Genomic DNA, 18,535 nt, shown 5'->3' with positions numbered 1-18,535 from the left:
GGGGCTTGTAGGGGGCGTGCCCCAGGTCGGGTCGTTCAGTCAGCGGAGGTACTCAACCGACAGGATTTCGCTGGCCGTATTGAAGTTCGCGACCTTCGGGTCGGTCTGGGTGAGCATGAGATAGAGATGGCTCGCCTCCAGGTAGGCATATTCGCGCGATTTGGACTCGCCGTTGACCAGGAGCTGGCAACTCACGGGCAAATAGGTCCCTTTCAGCCCTGCGTAGAGGGCCGCAGCTGATTTGCTTGCGCCCACTGTGCAATTCATGTCGGTTTGTCGTTTCAATTGCAAGGTCGAAGGCTTGCGCCCAGAACCGGTCGTGATGCCATGTATGTCCATGGCAGTTTGCACAGCGAAGGGAACTCCCTCTTTGGGTTCCAGCATCTCGGACAGATTGCCAGCCATCTGCTGCGTTACCGCCTCCTGGTTATGAACTGTGGCATCGCCTTGCACAAGCAGCGAAAGAGCGCCCGCTGCGCGAGCTGGTGCGAACACCATTCGTCTTGCCTCGACCAAGGCAACCAATCCACGTGCGGTCAGCATTCGGTCCGAGGTCGTGACGGCACTGGTAGGGGACTGTTTGAACACGTCCCACAGGCCGTTCGCCCTGCGCTCGTAGATCAGCGCCTCTGTAAGTTTTACGGCTCCCACCTCGGTTCGCAGTGTGATCCTCCTGATGGGCGCACTTGGCGCAGGCACGGAAGCTTCCGAGGCGAACTGGCTGGCGACATCGACGATCGGCGGGGGCAGGACGATCGATTCAGGCAGTTCTTGCTGTGCAAAAGCAGATGAGGCGCACATTGCGAGAACTGAACACAGCCGTTGTGCGATGCGGCTACAGGACCTGGAATTTGACGAGTCGCTGATTTGCGCGACCGGGAGCGGTGCTTGAAGACTCAACTCGCCAGACAGACCACCACCCATACATCCTCCTGGAAATTTATTACTCGTACCCCGTGGGACGCACAGGGCTGGCTTCTTGCTGACGGGATTGTAGAAGCGCATTAAGCGGGCCTCGTGAATGCCTGGGCACTGGCAGCCTCTGTAAGGCTCGGCGTCCTCGGCTGCTGTAAACTGCGCGCCTGAACTGCGGGCGTCGTTCAATGGCAGGACCTGAGCTTCCCAAGCTCAAGACGTGGGTTCGATTCCCATCGCCCGCTCCATCACCAGCCGCCTCGCCGGCGCAATCCCAACAATCCCGCCCCCCTCAGGGCAAGCAGCCCGCCACCGCTTCGGCCCAGCCGTCAATCATGCGGGTGAAGGTCTCGCCCTCATAAGCTTGCAGCGCCTGTTCGCCTTCGGGGGTAAGGGCGGTCATGTCGTAGGTCACGGTGACTTCGCAGGCCTGGCCGCCTGGCTGGGGCTGGCAGCTGATTTCCACAAAGCCCGCGTGCAGCGCAGGGGTCACGCGGGCGTAGCGTGCGGTGCGGGCGGCGGCGTCAAAGTCGGCCACCTGCCAGATCGTGGTGTGGCCGCCGCCGGTGGTGGTGAAGACCAGGCCGCGCACGGTGTCGCCGCTGGCCGGGTGGATGTAATGCGGCTCCCAGCCGGGCACCCAGCGTTCCTCACCCTTGGGGGTGAAGAACGGGAAGGCCACGTCGGCCGGGGCAGGGAGGCTGATGCGGTGCTGGTTGCGCACATGCAGCGGCATCGGCAGGCACCTCAGGGACGCACGTAAGACCAGCCTTCAGACTGCTTGACCATGATCTCGGTCACGCCGGCCGGCACATAGCCGATGGCGGCGTTCATGTCGTCCTTGGTGAGCTTCTGGCCGTGCATGGTGTTCTCGCAGGCCAGCATTTTCACGCCGGCGTGGCTGGCTTCGGTCACGCGCGACGCCACCGTGGAGTCGAGCTTGAGCATGCCGATGCCGGGGCCATAGGCGACGATTTCCACATCCACATTGGCGGCGCCCAGGTCTTTCTGCACATTCCTGGCGTTGTTGAGCGCCAGGTTCCACTTGCCCGGGTCGGCATCACTCACCTGCAGCACGAGTTTGTGGCGTTTTGGGGCTGGAGTCCCCGGCTGCTGGGCACTTGCTGCTACCAAAAATGTAGCGGTGGCTGCGGCGGCGACGCTCTGGAGGATGAGTCTGCGGTTCATTTGAGGATGTCTCCGAGGCAAAGGTATTTCATTTCAACATACTCTTCCATGCCGTGGCTGGAGCCTTCGCGCCCCAGGCCGCTTTGCTTCACGCCGCCAAACGGCACATGCTCGGTGGCGATGATGCCCACGTTGATGCCCACCATGCCGTACTCCAGCGCCTCGCTCACGCGGAAGATGCGGCCCACGTCGCGGCTGTAGAAGTAGCTGGCCAGGCCAAACTCGGTGTTGTTGGCCGCGTCAATGGCTTCCTGCTCGGTCTTGAAGCGGAACACGGGGGCAAACGGGCCAAAGGTTTCCTCCCTGGCGCACAGCATGTCGGCCGTGGCTTCGGAGATCACCGTGGGCTCGAAGAACTGGCCCTTGAGCTTGTGGCCCCCGGCAACCACCTTGCCGCCCTTGGCCACGGCATCGGCCACGTGGCGCGCCACCTTGTCCACGGCGGCGTCCTCGATCAGCGGGCCTTGCACCACGCCGTCTTCAAAGCCATTGCCCACCTTGAGCGCCTTCACTTTGGCGGCAAACTTCTGCACGAACTGGTCGTACACGCCGTCCTGCACATACAGGCGGTTGGCGCACACGCAGGTCTGGCCCGCATTGCGGTACTTGCTCGCCATGGCGCCTTCCACGGCGGAGTCGATGTCGGCGTCGTCAAACACGATGAAGGGGGCGTTGCCGCCCAGCTCCAGTGCCAGCTTTTTCACGGTGGGGGCGCTTTGCGCCATCAGGATGCGGCCGACCTCGGTGCTGCCGGTGAAGCTGATGTGGCGCACCACGTCGCTGGCGCAGAACACCTTGCCCACTGCAATGCTGTTGGCGCCGTCGGCCGTGAGCAGGTTGAGCACGCCGGGCGGGATGCCCGCGCGCATGGCCAGCTCGGCGGCGGCCAGCGCCGTCAGCGGGGTCAGCTCGGCCGGCTTGATGACCACCGGGCAGCCCGCGGCCAGGGCCGGCGCCACCTTGCGCGTGATCATGGCCAGCGGGAAGTTCCAGGGTGTGATGGCGGCGCACACGCCAATGGGCTGGCGGATCACCATCAGGCGGCGGTTGTTGTCAAACTGGGGCAGGGTCTCGCCGTTGACGCGCTTGGCTTCCTCGGCATACCACTCCACAAAGCTGGCGCCGTAGGCCACTTCGCCCTTGGCCTCGGCAAAGGGCTTGCCCTGCTCGGCGGTCATGATGCGGCCCAAGTCCTCCTGGTTGGCCATGAGCAGGTCAAACCATTTGCGCAGGATGGCGCTGCGTTCCTTGGCGGTCCTGGCGCGCCAGGCGGGCCATGCGGCGTTGGCGGCGGCAATGGCGGCCTCGGCATCGGCCGGGCCGAGGTTGGCCACGTCGGCCAGCTTGGTGCCGTTGCTGGGGTCGTTCACGTCAAAGCGGCTGGCGCCCTTGAGCCATTGGCCGTTGATCAGGGCGTCGGTCTTGAGCAGGCTCGGGTCCTTGAGCAGGGCCAGGGGGGAAGTCTTCATGTCCATGGGCGGGTCTCCGGGGATTGGTTATTTAACCTGTTAACTAATTTTGCCAGCTTTCAAGCATAGCGCTGTCTCAAGACCTTGTGCGGTGTGAGGAGGGCCTCAAACTTATAATCGAATGTTGAGCTGAATCAAGCATTGACGCGCTGCCAGCGCGGGCTTCAGGCCCACAGAACCACCATGAGCACACCCACTTTCACCGTTGCTGACATCCGCAAGACCTTTCTGGACTTCTTTGCCTCCAAGGGCCACACCGTGGTGGCCTCCAGCCCGCTGGTGCCGGGCAACGACCCCACGCTGATGTTCACCAACTCGGGCATGGTGCAGTTCAAGGACGTGTTCCTGGGCGAAGACAAGCGCAGCTATGTGCGCGCGGCCTCGGTGCAGGCCTGCCTGCGCGCGGGCGGCAAGCACAACGACCTGGAGAACGTGGGCTACACCGCGCGCCACCACACCTTCTTCGAGATGCTGGGCAACTGGAGCTTTGGCGACTACTTCAAGCGCGAGAGCCTGCTGTGGGGCTGGGAGCTGCTGACGCAGGTCTACAAGCTGCCGCCCGAGCGCCTGATGGCCACCGTCTACATCGACGACGACGAGGCCTTCGACATCTGGACCCAGGAGATCGGCCTGCCGCCCGAGCGCGTGGTGCGCATTGGCGACAACAAGGGCGGCAAGTACAAGTCCGACAACTTCTGGATGATGGCCGACACCGGCCCCTGCGGCCCCTGCAGCGAGATCTTTTACGACCACGGCGAGCACATCCCCGGCGGCCCGCCCGGCAGCCCCGGTGAAGACGGCGACCGCTTCATCGAGATCTGGAACCACGTGTTCATGCAGTTCGACATGCAGCCCGACGGCTCGGTCAAAAAGCTGCCCGCCCCCTGCGTGGACACCGGCATGGGCCTGGAGCGCCTCGCCGCCATCCTGCAGCACGTGCACAGCAATTACGAGATCGATATTTTCGAGGCGCTGATCAAGGCAGCCGCGCGCGAAACCGGCGAGAAAGACCTGGGCAACAAGAGCCTGCGCGTGATCGCCGACCACATCCGCGCCACGTCCTTCCTGGTGAGCGATGGCGTCATCCCAAGCAACGAGGGCCGCGGCTACGTGCAGCGGCGCATCATCCGCCGCGCCATCCGCCATGGCTACAAGCTGGGCCGCAAGACGCCGTTTTTCCACAAGCTGGTGCCCGACCTGGTGGCGCTCATGGGCGCCGCCTACCCCAATCTGGCCGCGCAAAAAGACCGCATCATGGACGTGCTGCGCGTGGAAGAAGAGCGCTTCTTCGAGACGCTGGAAAACGGCATGGAGATTCTGGACGCCGCGCTGTCTGGCGGTCAGAAGGTGCTGCCCGGTGACGTGGCCTTCAAGCTGCATGACACCTATGGCTTCCCGCTCGACCTGTCGGCCGACGTGTGCCGCGAGCGCGGCCTGAGCGTGGACGAAGCCGGCTTCAACGCCGCCATGGAAAAGCAGAAGGCCGCGGGCCGCGCGGCCGGCAAGTTCAAGATGGACCGCGCGCTCGAATACACCGGGGCCGGCAACACCTTCACCGGCTACGACAAGCTCGAAGAACCGGCCAAGGTGGTGGCGCTGTACCTGGATGGCACGCCGGTCAATGAACTCCAGGCCGGCCAGAGCGGCACCGTGGTGCTGGACACCACGCCGTTCTACGCCGAGTCGGGAGGGCAGGTCGGCGACCAGGGCCAGATCACCGTTCGCCCTGAGCCCACCAAAGGACTCACCGGAACGGGATTGTTTGAAGTTGCCGACACCCAGAAAATCAAGGCCGACGTGTTTGGCCACCACGGCACGCTGGCGCAAGGCTCGCTCAAGGTGGGCGACGCGGTCATGGCGCAGGTCAACACCACGCTGCGCGCTGCCACGGTGCGCAACCACAGCGTGACCCACCTGATGCACAAGGCCCTGCGCGAGGTGCTGGGCGACCATGTGCAGCAAAAGGGCAGCCTGGTCGATGCCGACAAGACGCGCTTTGACTTCACCCACAACGCGCCGGTGACCGACGAGCAGATCCGCGAGATCGAGCAGCGCGTCAACGCCGAGATCCTGGCCAACGCGCCCACCCAGGCCCGCGTCATGCCGATTGAAGCGGCGCAGAAGACCGGCGCCGTCATGCTGTTTGGCGAAAAGTATGGCGACGAGGTGCGCGTGCTCGACATCGGCACGAGCCGCGAGCTGTGCGGCGGCACGCACGTACAGCGCACGGGTGACATCGGCTTCTTCACCATCACGGCCGAAGGCGGCGTGGCCGCGGGCGTGCGCCGGGTCGAGGCCGTGACGGGCCTGAACGCGCTGGCCTATGTGCAGGGCATGGAAACCACGCTGGGCGGTGTCGCCGGCACGCTCAAGGTGGTGCCTGGCGAGGTGCCGGCCCGCGTGGGCGCCATGATGGAACAGATGCGCGAGCTCGAGAAAGAGCTGGCCGGCCTCAAGGGCAAGCTGGCATCGGCCCAGGGCGACGAGCTGGTGAACCAGGCGGTGGACGTCAAGGGCATCAAGGTGCTGGCCGCGCAGCTCAACGGCGCCGATGCCAAGGCCCTGCGCGACACCATGGACAAGCTCAAGGACAAGCTCAAGACCGCCGCCATCGTGCTGGCCGCCGTGGACGGCGGCAAGGTGCAGCTGGCCGCGGGCGTGACGGCCGACAGCGTGGGCAAGGTCAAGGCCGGCGAGCTGGTCAACTTTGTGGCCCAGCAGGTGGGCGGCAAGGGCGGCGGCAAGGCCGACATGGCCATGGCCGGCGGCACCGATGCGAGCCAGCTGGGCGCGGCCCTCCAATCGGTTCAGGCCTGGGTGGCGGAACGCGCCTGAGGCGTGCTGCCGGGGTCAGGCGCTGAATCACTCCTTTTTTGATAGCGCACAATGGCCGCCCAGCCTGGACTCCAAGCCTTTTTGATCATTTTTCTGGGGCTGGGGGGCGTTGGGGGCCCTTTGCCGGCGCTGGCTGCGCCGCCGCAGGCCATCACCTTGCCCAGCCGCGATGGCACCGCGCTCAATGGCTGGCTGTTCCAGCCTGAAGGCCCCGCGGCTGCGCCGCGCGGCACGGTGATTGCGCTGCATGGCTGCGGCGGCCTTTACGCCACCACGGGCGCGCGCAAGGGCCAGCTCAATGCACGTCACCAGGCCATGGCCGACCTGCTGGTGGGCGAGGGCTACAACGTGCTGTTTCCCGACAGCCTGACGCCGCGCGGCGAGACCAGCCTGTGCACCCAGAAGATCGGCCAGCGCCGCATCGACCAGACCGAGCGCCGCGCCGATGCATTGGGCGCCCTGGCCTGGGTAGCCGCCCAGCCCTGGGCCGATGCGCGGCGCGTGGCCCTGCTGGGCTGGTCGCACGGCGGCAGCGCGGTGCTGTCGGCCACCGACGCCACCCGCGCTGACGTGCAAGCCCTGGCCAGCCCACCGGCCGTGGCCGTGGCGTTCTACCCGGGTTGCAGTGCGCCGCTCAAGTCGGGTTACCGGTCGTCAACGCGGCTGGCGCTGATGCTCGGCGCGCTGGACGACTGGACGCCGCCGGGGCCTTGCATTGAACTCGGCCAGGCGGCGGGCGCCGAGGTCAATGTCTACCCCGACAGCTACCACGACTTCGACAGCCCGGTGGGTCAAGTGCGTGTGCGCGCCGACGTGCCCAACGGCGTCAACCCGGGGCAGGGCGTGCATGTGGGCCCCAACCCGGCGGCCCGCGACAAGGCCTATGCCCGGCTGAGGGAACTGCTGGTCGCTGCGCTGAAGCGTTGAGCTGGCCAGATCTCAGAGCCCCCACGCTCCCCCGCTTTGCGTGGGTCACTGCCCCCCGAGGGGCCTTCGCGCCTTGGGGCGGCCCGGCGGCGCTCAGGCCAGCGGCTTGGCGCTGCCGCTCAATTGCCTCAGGGTGGCCAGGTCTTCCGTCTCGCGTTGCGGGTTGAGCAAGCCATCGGCGCCATGCCGGCGCCCGTTGCTGAAGTGGGTGAGGCGGTCCAGCATGCGCTGCGGGTGCGCGCCCAGGCACGACTCGTCCTTGAGGTAGACCGACACAAAGTCGTTCCAGATGTCCAGCCGCTGGGGGGTGGTGAACGATTCCAGCAACACCGGCCTGTAGCCCGAGCGCCGGGCCCAGTGGACCAGCGCCGCGCCGGCATCGGGGTAAAAGCGCCAGCAGTCCACCGGGTAGCGGTGGAACTCGCCGTTGGACGGGGCATTCAGGTAGAACAGCCCGTCGGGCTTGAGCACCCGCAGCACCTCGTTGAACATGAGCCAGAAGAATTCGATGTGCTCGAAACACGAGCTGCTGACCACGGCGTCAACCGAGCCGGCCTCCAGCGGCAGGCGGTAGGGGTCGTCCAGCACCTGGTCCACGCCGGGGCCGGCCGCAAAGTCCAGCCCGGTGTAGCGGCAGCCGGGTGGGGCCAGCGGGCGCAGCGAGCCGTTGACGTCCTGCGAGCCAATCTCGATCACCGTGGCACCGGGGCGCGTGGCCAGGTAGCACTCGAAAAACAGGCGGCCGTTGTCCAGGGCGGTGGGGTGCATGCGGGTCCAGCGGTGGAGTTCGGGCAAATTGTAGGGGCCGGCTGGCGGGCCCCCTTTGTGTGGAAAAACTCACGCGCCAGTGGATTTCTTCGCCCGGGCCCGGCATGGATCGGACGGGGCAGGCGCGCCGTCAGGGGGGCAAAGACCCTGCTGCGTTTATAGTTGAGGTTGTTTCCAAACCACGATGAGGGGCTGCAAAAATGCTGCATCTGCCCATGAGCAAGACACGCCGCCTGGGGCTGGGCGGTGTCGCCGGGCTGGTCATCTGTGCCGGTGCCGCGGCGCAGACCGATGGCGCCACGCCGCTGGAACGCCAGACTGACGAGGCTTTCCGCCAGGTTCTCCAGCAGCCGCAGGACCTGTCGCTGTGGTCCAAGTACGCGCAGTTCCTGGTGCAGGCCGGCAACTACGAAGGCGGCATTGCGGCCCTTGAGCGCCTGCTGCTCAACCCCGACGCCAGCCCCGAGCTGCGGGTGGACATCGCCAGCCTGTATTTCCGGCTGGGCTCGTATGCCATGTCCGAAGCCATGCTGGGCCAGGCCCTGGCCGACAGCCGCTTGCAGGGCGAGAAGCTGGGCTTTGCCCAGGCCCTGCTGGCCGAAGTGAAAAAGCGCAACCAGCGTTCCCAGTGGAGCGGTGCGCTGGTGTTGGGCCTGCGCCACCAGACCAACTCCATGTACCGGACCGACAGCGCCCAGGTGCTGTCCGGTGGGGTGCTGGGCCCCGTGCCCGCCAACCAGGCGCCGCGGTCCGACAACGACATCAATGTGGGCCTGCGCTTTCAGCACGCCTACGACCTGGAGCGCCAGAACTCGGCCACCATCGTGACTGGCTTTGGCGCCTACCTGGCGGACTACCGTTCGTCGTCGGGCAGCCAGCTCACGGCAACGCCCACCACGCCCTATGACCTGCTGGTGCTGGACCTGAACACCGGCGTGCGCTTCAAGCCCGCGCCGGACACCCTGTCGGGGCTCACGATCCGCCCCCATGTGATCTTTTCCAACGTGACGGCCCAGGGCCACCAGTACCTGCGCAACCAGGGCCTGGGTCTGGACCTGACTTGGCGCCAGAGCGAAAAGACCCTGTACACCTTCACGCTGGACGGCCAGGACCGCACCTTTGCCAACCGCATTGACGTGCCCGCGGCCAACCAGCTCAATGGGCGCCTCTACAGCCTGCGCGGCCGGGTGAGCCATGAGGTGCGCCCGGGCCAGGTGCTGATCGCGGAGGGGGGCTTGAGCAGCAACCGCGCGGGGCAGGGCATTTACGACTTCGACTCCCGGGAATTCCGCGTGACCTATTCCATGTCCTACGCGAGCCCGGTGAGCAAGGGCCAGTACTGGACGACTTCCGTGTGGCTGGGCGGGCTGAACCGCACCTATGGCGCGGCGGACCCGTCCGTCAGCCCCACCCAGACCCACAAGGACCGCGAGTGGCGCCTGGGTGTCGGCCATTCCATGCCGCTGGCGCCGTCGTGGTCGCTGCTGCTGTCGCTTGAACACACGCGCAACCAGGCCAACCTGCCGAACTTCCGGTACAAGAACACGACGCTGTCCGGCGCCGTGGTGCGCAGCTTCTGAGGAGTAAACGATGAGCCCGCCCATTCACAAAGACTGGTGGCTGGCAGCGGCGCTGACCAGCGCCACGCTGCCCACGGCCCTGGCCCAGCCGGCGACCCCTGTCAACGGCCGCCAGACCGGCGTCCTGACCACCGTGACGCAGGGCGCGTCACCCAGTTCATCGAGCACCGCCATCTACGTCGATGGAACGCGGGGGCAGCGCCTGACCACCGGCCCCAACCAGTCGATGCATGTGCTGTTCTCGGACCAGTCGGCCATGACCCTGGGGCCCAACTCCGAGGTGGTGATCGCCGAGTACCGGTTTGACAAGAAGACCCAGGACGGCAACCTGCTGGTCGACATGACCAAGGGCCTGCTGCGCGTGGTGGGGGGCTTCCTGAGCAAGAGCCGCGACACCGTGGTGCGCACCAACACGGCCACGGTGGGCATCCGCGGTGGCATCAGCGCGATCGAGAACAATGGCCAGACGACCAGTGGCACCTTCCTGTTCGGCAACCACATGACGATGTCGGGCAACTCCGGCGACACCCAGACCATCACCCGGCCGGGCTTTGGCCTGACCGGAGGGAGCAACGGCGTCTCGGGACCCCAGCGGATTTCCTCCAGCCAGCTGACCAGCCTGCTGAACCGGTTCGAGCAGCAGAACAACCCGCCACCGCCACCGCCGCCCTCTTCGGGGCCGCCACCCGCGCCCAGCCCGGGCGTCCAGAACATCGACCCCGACCGGGTGAGTGCGCCACCGCCTGGTTCTGGCGGCAACAACTTCCAGCCGACGTTCAAGGACCTTCTGGGCAGCTTGCCGCCACCGCCTGTGTCCTGAGCGTGCGGTTCGCAACAATGCCGCGGCGGCCGGCGAAATGAGGCGCTGAGTCCGCATGCGCGTCCTTTTCGTTTCTGACTATCCCCACCTGCCTGACGTCAAGGGCGGGCTGCAGACCACCACCCATGACCTGTGCCTGGCCATTGGCATGGCGGGCGCCGAGGCCGCCGTGCTGTGCGGGCTGGCGGGCGAAGAACCCGGGGGGCAGGATGCCCTTGCGCGCAGCGACAGCGCACTGGGCTATCTCTGCATGCGCGCCGCCTCGCCGCAGCGTGTCCTTCCCCTGGTGGCCGCCGCGTGGGATGCCACGGCGATCGTGGTCCAGAGCGGGACCGCGCTGGCCCCCATGGTGCTGGCCAGCCTGGAAACCGGCCGGCCCACCGCGGTCTACCTGCACAACGTGGAAGTGCACCAGTTACGCGGCATGCTGATGGCCGACCCCTCGCTGCTGTATTTCGCCAATTCGGATTTCACCGCGGCGCGCTGGCGTGCGTTGTGCGGCCTGGCCTGCGAAGTGATCCCGCCGGTGGTCCGGCCCGAAGGCTACATGGCGGCCGGCAGCGGCTCCAAGGTGCTGTTTGTGAACCCGACGCCGATCAAGGGCGTCGAGATCATGTTTGCGCTGGCCGCGCAGTGCCCCGATGTGCAGTTCCTGGTGGTCGAGAGCTGGCATCTGGAGCCCAACTGGCGCCAGATGTGCCGCAACCGCGCCCAGGCCCTGGGCAATGTGGAATGGCAGGGGCCGACCGACGACATGCGGCCCCTGTTCGCCCAGTCGCGCCTGTTGCTCATGCCTTCGGTGTGGGAAGAGTCGTTTGGCCGCACCGTGATCGAGGCCCAGCTCAACGGTCTGCCCGTGCTGGCCAGCCAGCGTGGTGCCTTGCCCCAGACCGTGGGGGCGGGCGGCCTGCTGGTGGACCCGCATGCGCCGATCTGGGCCTGGGCCTCGGCGCTGCGCCGGCTGATGGCCGGGCATGACGCTTACAGTGCCGCGGCCCGCTCGCATGCATTGGGGCACGCGGCGGCCACGCCGCTGATCGTGGCCCGGTTGCTGGGCTTGCTGGCCGGCCACACGGCGTGACCGGCATCATGAGTGCCGGGCCCTCCGCGCTGGAACGCGTCAGACAGGGGTGGCAGCTTTTTGCCGCGGGCGATCTGGAGGCGGCGATCCTTGAGGCCAGACAGGCATGTGCCGGCGGCCGCCCGCCGAGCCAGGCCAGCGCCGCCCTGGGTTTTTTCCTGATCCAGGCCGGCCGTGGCGACGAAGCCGCCGCCGTTCTGCTGCCCGCGCTTGATGAGGCGCCTGGTCATGCCCCCTTGCACTGGTATGCCGGCTACCTTCACCAGCAGCGTGGCGACACGGCCGCCGCGGCCGATGCCTTTCGCCGCGCCTGCGAACTGGACGACTCGCTCGACGAGGCCGCCCATGCCCTGGCCTGGGCCCTGCACGACCTGGGTCGGCTGGACGAGGCGGTTGCCTGGGCGGCCCACGCCATGGCCCACCAGAAGCTGCCCCAGCGCTGGATGCAGATGGGCTGGCTGCAGCAGCAAAGAGGGTTCCATGCTCCCGCCATCCAGGCCTACCGCGAGGCGATCCAGGCGTTTCATTCGGCGGCGCCCGAGCAGGCCCGGCTGCACCTGCACCTGTCGCAGTGCCTGCTCGAACTGCAGGAGAGGGATGAGGCCGATTCGGTCTTGCAGCGGGCGCTGGACCAGTGGCCGCTCGATGCGGAGCTGCTCACTGAACTGATCCGTCGCTGCCGCAGCCGAGGCGATCTGGAGGGCGCCAGGCGAAATGCCCGTGACCTCGTCCAGGCCCATCCGCAGCGGGCCGCGGCCTGGGCTCTGCTGGGTGGCGTGCTTCACGACTTGCGTGACCTGGAGGAGGCGGATGAAGCACTGGCCCGGGCCCAAGCCGTGGCGCCGGCCATGGCCGACGTGCTGCTTCGGCGGGCGCGGGTCCAGCGCGAGCTGGGCCGGTTTGCCGGAGCCCGGTGGCTGCTGGACCTGCTGCTGGACCAGGACCCCGGCCACCTGGCTGCCCAGGACCTGATGGCGCAGGTGCTGCTGGACCTGGGCGAACTGCAGGCCGCGCGTGCTGTCTTGCTCAGGCGCCTGCGGCGGCAGCCAGGGGCTGTGGAGCTGCGGCGCCTGCTGGCCGTGGCCCAGTGGCGGCGGAGCCGTCTGCAGATGGCGCAGCGCACGCTGCGGCATGTGTTTGCCATGGCCCCGGGCCACATTGAAGCCTTGCGCATGCAGGGCTGGCTGGCGCTGGATCTGGGCAACGTCGCGCATGCTGTCGAAGCCGTGCGTGCGCTGGTGAGGCGCCTGCCCGGCGACAGCGCGGCCCAGGTCCAGGCGGCTTTCGTGTTCGCCCATGCGAACCAGATTGCCGAGGCACAGGGCTGGGCCGAGCGCGCGGTGGCGCACGCACCGGATTCGGCGGAAGCCTGGCGCGCGCTGTGCGAGGTGCGCTTGCGCCAGCGGCGGCTGGCCGACGCTGAACTCGCGGTGACGCACGCCCTGCGGCTGGCACCAGACCGCGTCGACGGGCTGCGGCAACTGGGCTGGGTGATGCTGAACGCAGCCCGGCCGGCTCAGGCCCAGCTGGCCTTTCTGCGCGCCACCGAAATCCAGCCCGAGAACCCCGTGCCTCAACTGGAGCTGGCCGAGGCGCAGCGGCGCAGTGGCCAGTTCGGTGCCGCGCTGGCCGGCGTGCAGGCCCTGCTCACAAAACGAGCCGACTGGCCGCCCGCGTTGCTGCTCAAGGCGCGCCTGATGGTCGAGGCGGGTGAGGCGGGGGCGGCCGAGGCCTGTGCCCACCTGCTGCGGCGGGACCGGCATGCGGCGGACGCCATCAAGGTCACCTTGCGCCTGGCCGGGCTGGGCAGCCGTGAAGCGCGCGCACTCTTGCCGCTGGTGCCCGCCGAGTTGCTGCGCGGCAGCCTGCGCGAGGCCCTGCTCGAAGCAAACTACATGCAGGGGCAGTCCAGCCTGGTGAATCTCTCGCAGATCGCTACGGACGACCTTGACGAAGACCCGTGGACCGGGCTGTCCACGCTGTATGCGGCGTCGCTCAGCGCGGGGTCCGACATCGCGGGGCTGGCCCTGCAGGCCCGTCACTGGTACCGCAGCCTCAAGGTGCGCAGCGGCCTTGCCCGCTTGCCGCAGCCCCAGCGCCCGCTGGTGTTTGATCGGCGGCCACGCATCGCCTATGTGGCGGGCCAGTTGCACCAGAGCCTGTTGCGCCGCGTGCTCGCGGCCCATTCCGGGGATCGCGCCCAGGTGTTTCTCTACACCAACCAGCCATGCCCCGACTTGCCGGCGCACATTCACCTGCAGCCCCTGGTGCCCGAGACCCTGGCTGAATCGTGCGCGGCCAACCGGATCGACGTGGTGATCGATGCCGGCGGGCTTCATCCGTTCGAAGGCCAGTTCGCGCTGTTGCACGCCTATGCGCGGCGCCTGGCACCGGTGCAGATGGGCTGGCTCGGTTGCTGGGGCCCGGCGGGCGGCCTGTTCGACGCGCTGCTGGCCGACGCGGTCTCGGTGCCCGAACACCAGGAAGCCTGCTACGACGAAGAGGTGTGCCGCATCCAGGGCGGCCAGTGGTGCTGGGACCCTCCCGCGAGCGCGCCCGCGGTTGGCGCCCCGCCCGTGCTGGGCCGGGGCTCGGTGACCTTTGGCGTCACGGCCCGCAGCCTCAAGCTGGGAGCGGCCTGCCTCGATGCCTATGCGTGCATCGTGGCCGGCAGCCCTGAATCATCGATCCGCTTCATGGGCGAGGTGGCGGGCGACTGGCCCCTGCGCCGCGAGATCCTGTCGCGCATGCAGGCCCACGGGGTCAGCGAGGGGCGGGTCTTCTTCCATCCGTTCATGCCCCACGCCGGTTATCTGGAATGGTTGGGCCGCATTGACCTGGTGCTGGACAGCTTCCCGGGCAACGGCGGGCTGAGCCTGCTCGATCCCCTGTGGATGGGCGTGCCCGTGGTCACGCTGGCGGGGGGCTGGGCAGGCGCGCGCCAGGGGGCGTCGGTGCTGCATGCGCTGGGCATGCCAGGGTGGGTGGCGGACACGGTCGATGACTTTTGCGCCCTCGCGCTGAAGCTGGCGGCTGATGTGCCGGGCCTGGCGGCCCACCGCCGGGGCCTGCGTGCCCGCATCCTTGATTCGGCGCTGGTGGACGGACGCCGCGTGGCTTCGCAGATCGAGGCGATCTGCGCGCAACTGAAGGAACGGCGTTGCGGTGATGGCGTGGTGGACAGCCTCAAGGCACACACCCGCTTGCAGGCGCAAAAGGCGCTGGACGCCTGGCTGCGGCTGCCGCGCACCGTCGATCTGCCCGGTCTCGGGGTGCAGGGAGTGCCGGACCTGTCGGTGATTGTCGTGCTGTTCAATCAGGCGGGGCTGTCCCGCCGCACGCTGCAGGCCCTGGCGGACCAGAGCGGCGTGAACTTCGAAACGCTGATTGTCGACAACGCCTCGGCGGATCGCACGCCCGAACTCCTGGCCTGCCTGAAGGGCGCGCGCGTGATCCGCAATGAACAGAACACGGGCTTCCTGCTCGCGGCGCGGCAGGGGGCCGAGGCGGCCCGCGGGCGCCATCTGGTGTTCCTGAACAGCGACGCCATCCTGCTCGAGGGCGCGCTGGCCCATGCCTGCGAGGCTCTGGACAGCGACCCCGGCATCGGCGCGCTGGGGGGCCGCGTGGTGCTGACGGATGGCGGCTTGCAGGAGGCGGGCAACGTGGTCTTCGCGAACGGGCTGGCTGGCGGCATAGGCCGCGGCGAAGACCCCTTTGGCCATGCCGCGCTGGCCTCGCGGGCCACCGACTATGTCTCAGGTGTCTTCCTCGTCACGCCGGCCGCGGTGTGGCGCATGCTGGGCGGCTTCGACGAGGTGTATGCGCCGGCCTACTACGAAGACACCGACTATTGTCTGCGGGTCTGGCGGGCCGGCCTGCGGGTGGTGTATGAGCCCACGGTGCTGCTGGAACATCTGGAGTGGGGCAGCGCGACCGGCGACAGCGCCACCCGGCTCATGGACCGCAACCGCGAGGTGTTCCGCCAGCGCCATGCCGCCCAGCTCAAGGGCCAGCCCCGGCCACAGGCACTGCCACTGGATGGCGACCGCTGGCGCTCGCCCGAGGACCAGGTTCGCCGCCCGCGCGTGCTCTTCCTGGAGAACGAGGTACCGCACATGTTCAAGGGGGGCGGCCTGCCCCGCGCCCGGCTGATGTTGCAGGCGCTCGCCGACTGGCCGGTGACGCTGTTTCCGCTGTGGACGCTGCATGACGACTGGCGCGCGGTCTACCGCTCCATTCCGCGCAGCGTGGAAGTCGCGCTGGGTCATGGCCTGGCGGGCCTGGAGGCGTTTCTGGAGCGGCGCCGCGGGGTGTACGACGTGTTGCTGGTCAGCCGGCCGCCCAACCTGCAGGCGATCGAGCCCCTGCGCCAGCGGCGGCCCGAGCTTTTTGCTGGCATGCGCCTGGTCTATGACGCCGAGGCGCTTTTCGCGCTGCGCGAGATTGCCATGGCCGGGGTGCAGCGACGACCCCTGACGCGCCAGGCAGCCCAGGCCCGGATCGACGCCGAAATGGCGCTGGCCGCCGGCGCCAGCGATGTGCTCGTGGTCTCGCAGCGGGACGCCCGCTATTTTGAAGCGGCGGGCCACCGCGTCGAGATTCTCAGCCACAGCATCGCGGTGCGGCGCCACGCGCCTGGTCTGGCGGGCCGGCGCGGCCTGCTGTTTGTGGGCGCCCTGCATCCTGGCACACCCAACGAGGACGGTTTGCTGTGGTTCATCCGTGAGGTGATGCCCCTGCTGCGGGAGCGCCTGAATGAGCCCCCGGTGCTCTCGGTGGTGGGCGTGTGCCTGTCCGATGCCGTGATGGCGCAGTCAGGGTCCCATGTCAGGGTGCTTGGGCCGCAGGAGGCGCTGGAGCCGCACTACGACGCGGCCCGTGTGTTCATCGCACCGGTGCGCTTTGCCGGTGGCGTGCCCGCCAAGGTGATCGAAGCCGCGGCCAGCGGCATTCCCGCGGTGGCCTCGGCCTTGCTGGTGCGCCAGCTGGGCTGGCGCGATGGTCTGGACGTGGTGGGGGCGCGGGATGCCAGGGCTTTTGCCGCCGCCGTGGCCCGTTTGCTGGAGGACGACGCAGCCTGGCAGCGCCAGCAGGCCGCCGCCTGGGAGCAATGTGCGCTGCGCTATTCCCCCGAGCTGTTCGCGCAGGCCCTGCACCGGGTGCTGGGCCGGGCTGCCGGGGGATCGGTGCAGGAGGTCCCATGACGGCCCACCCGCTGGAGCGCCCCGCGCTTGCCCGATTTGCCCTGCTGCAGGCCCAGGGGCAGGCGGCGCGCGCGCAAGCCGTGCTCTGGCAGGCACTGGCCCAGGAGCCCAATCTGCCTCGGGTGCATCTGGCGCTGGCCCGGCTGCGCTGGCCCGGGCCGGACTACCGCCACTGGCTGGCCTGGCTGCACCGTGAACTGCAGCCACGGCTTTACGTGGAGATCGGTGTTGAAAAAGGCGAATCGCTCAAGCTGGCCCTGCCGCCGACGCAGGCCCTCGGAATCGACCCGGTGCCGGCCGGTGACCCGCTGGCGGCGTGCACCGCACCGACCCGCCTGTACCGCCAGGCCAGCGCGGAATTCCTTCGCTCGCCCCCCGAGGGCTGCGGGCTGTCGGAGCAGGGGTTTGACCTGGCCTTTGTCGACGGCGATCACCGGTTCAGCAGCGTGCTCGAGGACTTCATCGGTCTGGAGCGATGGGCCGCGCCGGGCGCCGTCATGGTGCTTCACGACACGCTGCCGCTGACCGCCAGGACCGCCACAGAGGAGCGGCAGTCAGGCTTCTACACCGGGGACGGATGGAAGATCCTTTCCTGCCTGCGGGCCTTGCGCCCCGAGCTGCGGGTGGTGACCCTGCCCATCGCGCCGACCGGCTTCACGCTGGTGGCCGGGCTGGACCCGCGTTCACAGGTGCTGCGCGAGCGCAAGAATGACATTCTTCAGGCCTATGCAGGGGTCGGTGCCCAGCGCATCGTCGAGCGGCCCGCCATGGTCGCCGGGCCCCTGGGGGTCAGCGAGGCCGGCTGGGTGCGCCGCTGGCTGCGTGACGCTGGCGTGCCACCACGCAACTGAAGTGCTGCTCCAGCGCGCCGAGCCGGTCAAGCTCCTCTTCGGCGTCGATCAGTGCCTGCAGCCAGGGCCTGGCCTCGGGCGGCTGGAAATTCTGGGCCACGTCGGCCAGCAACAGATGCAGCAGTGAGCCGCCATAGGGCCGTTGCGCCACGACCTCGAACTGCTCGCCCAGCAGCGGCAGGATCTGCGATGAACAGACCGCCTCGCTCGGGTCCACGGCAATGACTTCGTCCACCGTCGGTGCCCTGAAGCCCCGCTTGACCTCGCCGCCGCGCGTGGTGAGCAGCCGGTCGGGCAGCAGGTCGGCCAGAGCGCAGACCTGGGCCATGTGGGTGGGGGAGTACTGGAACCGGTCTGGCCCGACATATTCGTCCAGGAAAAACCAGCCGCCGGGCACCAGCAGGCGCGAGACGGCGCTGAACAGCGCGTGCAAGCGCGAACAATGGTGCACGCTGGCAATGCCCAGCACGGCGTCAAAACTGCCGGGCATGAACGGCGGCTCGCCCAGGGGCAGCTCGTCCATGTTGGCCTGGACGTATTCAATCGCGGCGATGCCGGCGGCGCTCGCGCGCGCCACGGCGAGTACCTTGGGGGACAGGTCGAATGCCACGATCTCCCGTGCCCAACCCCGCTCGTGCAGTTCACGCTCGACCCGCCCGGCACCGCAGCCCAGCACCAGCACGCGGCCCAGGGGCAGGGCGCCGCTGGTGGCCAGATGGCGGGCGAACCAGGCCAGTGGCCCGATGGCCGCGTCACCGCTGACCCGGCGGTTGATCAGGGCGCGAACTTCTTCCAGATGGGTCCATTGCAGGCCATTGGCTACCCAGGAGTCAGGATTGCCCCAGGCGGCATCCAGCTGGGCGGAGAGGTGGGCATCAAGCATGCGTGCGAATC

General features: G+C 68.0%; 13 protein-coding genes and 1 tRNA gene. 8 read left to right on the top strand and 6 right to left on the bottom strand.

Going from position 1 to position 18,535, the window contains the following annotated elements:
• Positions 1-39: 39 nt before the first annotated feature.
• On the bottom strand, positions 40-801 hold the full coding sequence (locus KF796_15835) for a hypothetical protein (protein MBX3588105.1): 762 nt from the start codon (positions 799-801) through the stop codon (positions 40-42).
• A gap of 288 nt (positions 802-1,089) precedes the next feature.
• On the opposite strand from KF796_15835, the gene KF796_15830 reads away from it, so the two are divergent.
• Positions 1,090-1,163 (top strand) — tRNA-Gly (locus tag KF796_15830).
• Positions 1,164-1,207: 44 nt separating this feature from the next.
• On the opposite strand, the gene KF796_15825 is transcribed toward KF796_15830, so the two are convergent.
• From KF796_15825 to KF796_15815, 3 genes are read right to left on the bottom strand one after another with little or no spacing between them, the layout of a single operon-like run.
• A complete protein-coding gene (locus KF796_15825) occupies positions 1,208-1,651 on the bottom strand; it encodes an SRPBCC family protein (GenBank protein ID MBX3588104.1) in 444 nt (147 codons plus the stop codon).
• Positions 1,652-1,662: 11 nt separating this feature from the next.
• Positions 1,663-2,103, bottom strand: a complete 441-nt coding sequence (locus KF796_15820) for a DsrE family protein (protein ID MBX3588103.1) — start codon at positions 2,101-2,103, stop codon at positions 1,663-1,665.
• Positions 2,100-3,572: an NAD-dependent succinate-semialdehyde dehydrogenase gene (locus KF796_15815; GenBank protein ID MBX3588102.1), complete on the bottom strand. Its 1,473-nt coding sequence runs from the start codon at positions 3,570-3,572 to the stop codon at positions 2,100-2,102. The genes KF796_15820 and KF796_15815 overlap by 4 nt, the downstream gene beginning before the upstream one ends.
• Positions 3,573-3,755: 183 nt before the next feature.
• Here KF796_15815 and alaS point away from each other — a divergent pair, with 183 nt between their 5' ends.
• Together alaS and KF796_15805 are read left to right on the top strand one after the other, a co-directional pair.
• The gene (alaS, locus tag KF796_15810; GenBank protein MBX3588101.1) at positions 3,756-6,407 is read left to right on the top strand and encodes an alanine--tRNA ligase; all 2,652 of its coding nucleotides are present in this window, start codon (positions 3,756-3,758) and stop codon (positions 6,405-6,407) included.
• A gap of 120 nt (positions 6,408-6,527) precedes the next feature.
• Positions 6,528-7,334, top strand: a complete 807-nt coding sequence (locus KF796_15805; protein ID MBX3588100.1) for a dienelactone hydrolase family protein — start codon at positions 6,528-6,530, stop codon at positions 7,332-7,334.
• A 93-nt stretch (positions 7,335-7,427) separates the two neighbouring features.
• Here the strand turns inward: KF796_15805 and KF796_15800 are convergent, their stop codons facing one another.
• The gene (locus KF796_15800) at positions 7,428-8,102 is read right to left on the bottom strand and encodes a class I SAM-dependent methyltransferase (GenBank protein ID MBX3588099.1); all 675 of its coding nucleotides are present in this window, start codon (positions 8,100-8,102) and stop codon (positions 7,428-7,430) included.
• A gap of 215 nt (positions 8,103-8,317) precedes the next feature.
• Between KF796_15800 and KF796_15795 the strand changes: the two genes are divergently transcribed.
• From KF796_15795 to KF796_15775, 5 genes are read left to right on the top strand one after another with little or no spacing between them, the layout of a single operon-like run.
• Positions 8,318-9,682, top strand: a complete 1,365-nt coding sequence (locus KF796_15795) for a tetratricopeptide repeat protein (protein MBX3588098.1) — start codon at positions 8,318-8,320, stop codon at positions 9,680-9,682.
• A 10-nt stretch (positions 9,683-9,692) separates the two neighbouring features.
• A complete protein-coding gene (locus KF796_15790; GenBank protein MBX3588097.1) occupies positions 9,693-10,502 on the top strand; it encodes a FecR domain-containing protein in 810 nt (269 codons plus the stop codon).
• A 55-nt stretch (positions 10,503-10,557) separates the two neighbouring features.
• Positions 10,558-11,583 (top strand): glycosyltransferase, encoded by a 1,026-nt coding sequence (locus KF796_15785; protein ID MBX3588096.1) that lies wholly within the window; start codon positions 10,558-10,560, stop codon positions 11,581-11,583.
• Positions 11,584-11,591: 8 nt separating this feature from the next.
• A complete protein-coding gene (locus KF796_15780) occupies positions 11,592-16,790 on the top strand; it encodes a tetratricopeptide repeat protein (GenBank protein ID MBX3588095.1) in 5,199 nt (1,732 codons plus the stop codon).
• On the top strand, positions 16,787-17,641 hold the full coding sequence (locus KF796_15775) for a class I SAM-dependent methyltransferase (protein ID MBX3588094.1): 855 nt from the start codon (positions 16,787-16,789) through the stop codon (positions 17,639-17,641). The genes KF796_15780 and KF796_15775 overlap by 4 nt, the downstream gene beginning before the upstream one ends.
• Here KF796_15775 and KF796_15770 read toward each other — a convergent pair.
• Complete coding sequence (locus KF796_15770) at positions 17,580-18,524, bottom strand: class I SAM-dependent methyltransferase (GenBank protein MBX3588093.1); 945 nt, start codon at positions 18,522-18,524, stop codon at positions 17,580-17,582. The genes KF796_15775 and KF796_15770 overlap by 62 nt on opposite strands.
• Between the last annotated feature and the right edge of the window lie 11 nt (positions 18,525-18,535).

It is taken from the genome of Ramlibacter sp., from assembly GCA_019635435.1.
In the GTDB taxonomy this organism is placed as follows: Bacteria; Pseudomonadota; Gammaproteobacteria; order Burkholderiales; family Burkholderiaceae_C; genus JAHBZM01.
The sequence above is the reverse complement of the archived record's forward strand: the minus strand, read 5'-3'. Positions and strand labels throughout refer to the sequence as shown.

Bases quoted from the DNA above. Each gene is read 5' to 3' on its own strand.
- KF796_15835 (MBX3588105.1), bottom strand. From the start codon at position 801: ATGTGCGCCTCATCTGCTTTTGCACAGCAAGAACTGCCTGAATCGATC.
- KF796_15825 (MBX3588104.1), bottom strand. From the start codon at position 1,651: ATGCCGCTGCATGTGCGCAACCAGCACCGCATCAGCCTCCCTGCCCCG.
- KF796_15820 (MBX3588103.1), bottom strand. From the start codon at position 2,103: ATGAACCGCAGACTCATCCTCCAGAGCGTCGCCGCCGCAGCCACCGCT.
- KF796_15815 (MBX3588102.1), bottom strand. From the start codon at position 3,572: ATGAAGACTTCCCCCCTGGCCCTGCTCAAGGACCCGAGCCTGCTCAAG.
- alaS (MBX3588101.1), top strand. From the start codon at position 3,756: ATGAGCACACCCACTTTCACCGTTGCTGACATCCGCAAGACCTTTCTG.
- KF796_15800 (MBX3588099.1), bottom strand. From the start codon at position 8,102: ATGCACCCCACCGCCCTGGACAACGGCCGCCTGTTTTTCGAGTGCTAC.
- KF796_15795 (MBX3588098.1), top strand. From the start codon at position 8,318: ATGAGCAAGACACGCCGCCTGGGGCTGGGCGGTGTCGCCGGGCTGGTC.
- KF796_15790 (MBX3588097.1), top strand. From the start codon at position 9,693: ATGAGCCCGCCCATTCACAAAGACTGGTGGCTGGCAGCGGCGCTGACC.
- KF796_15785 (MBX3588096.1), top strand. From the start codon at position 10,558: ATGCGCGTCCTTTTCGTTTCTGACTATCCCCACCTGCCTGACGTCAAG.
- KF796_15780 (MBX3588095.1), top strand. From the start codon at position 11,592: ATGAGTGCCGGGCCCTCCGCGCTGGAACGCGTCAGACAGGGGTGGCAG.
- KF796_15775 (MBX3588094.1), top strand. From the start codon at position 16,787: ATGACGGCCCACCCGCTGGAGCGCCCCGCGCTTGCCCGATTTGCCCTG.
- KF796_15770 (MBX3588093.1), bottom strand. From the start codon at position 18,524: ATGCTTGATGCCCACCTCTCCGCCCAGCTGGATGCCGCCTGGGGCAAT.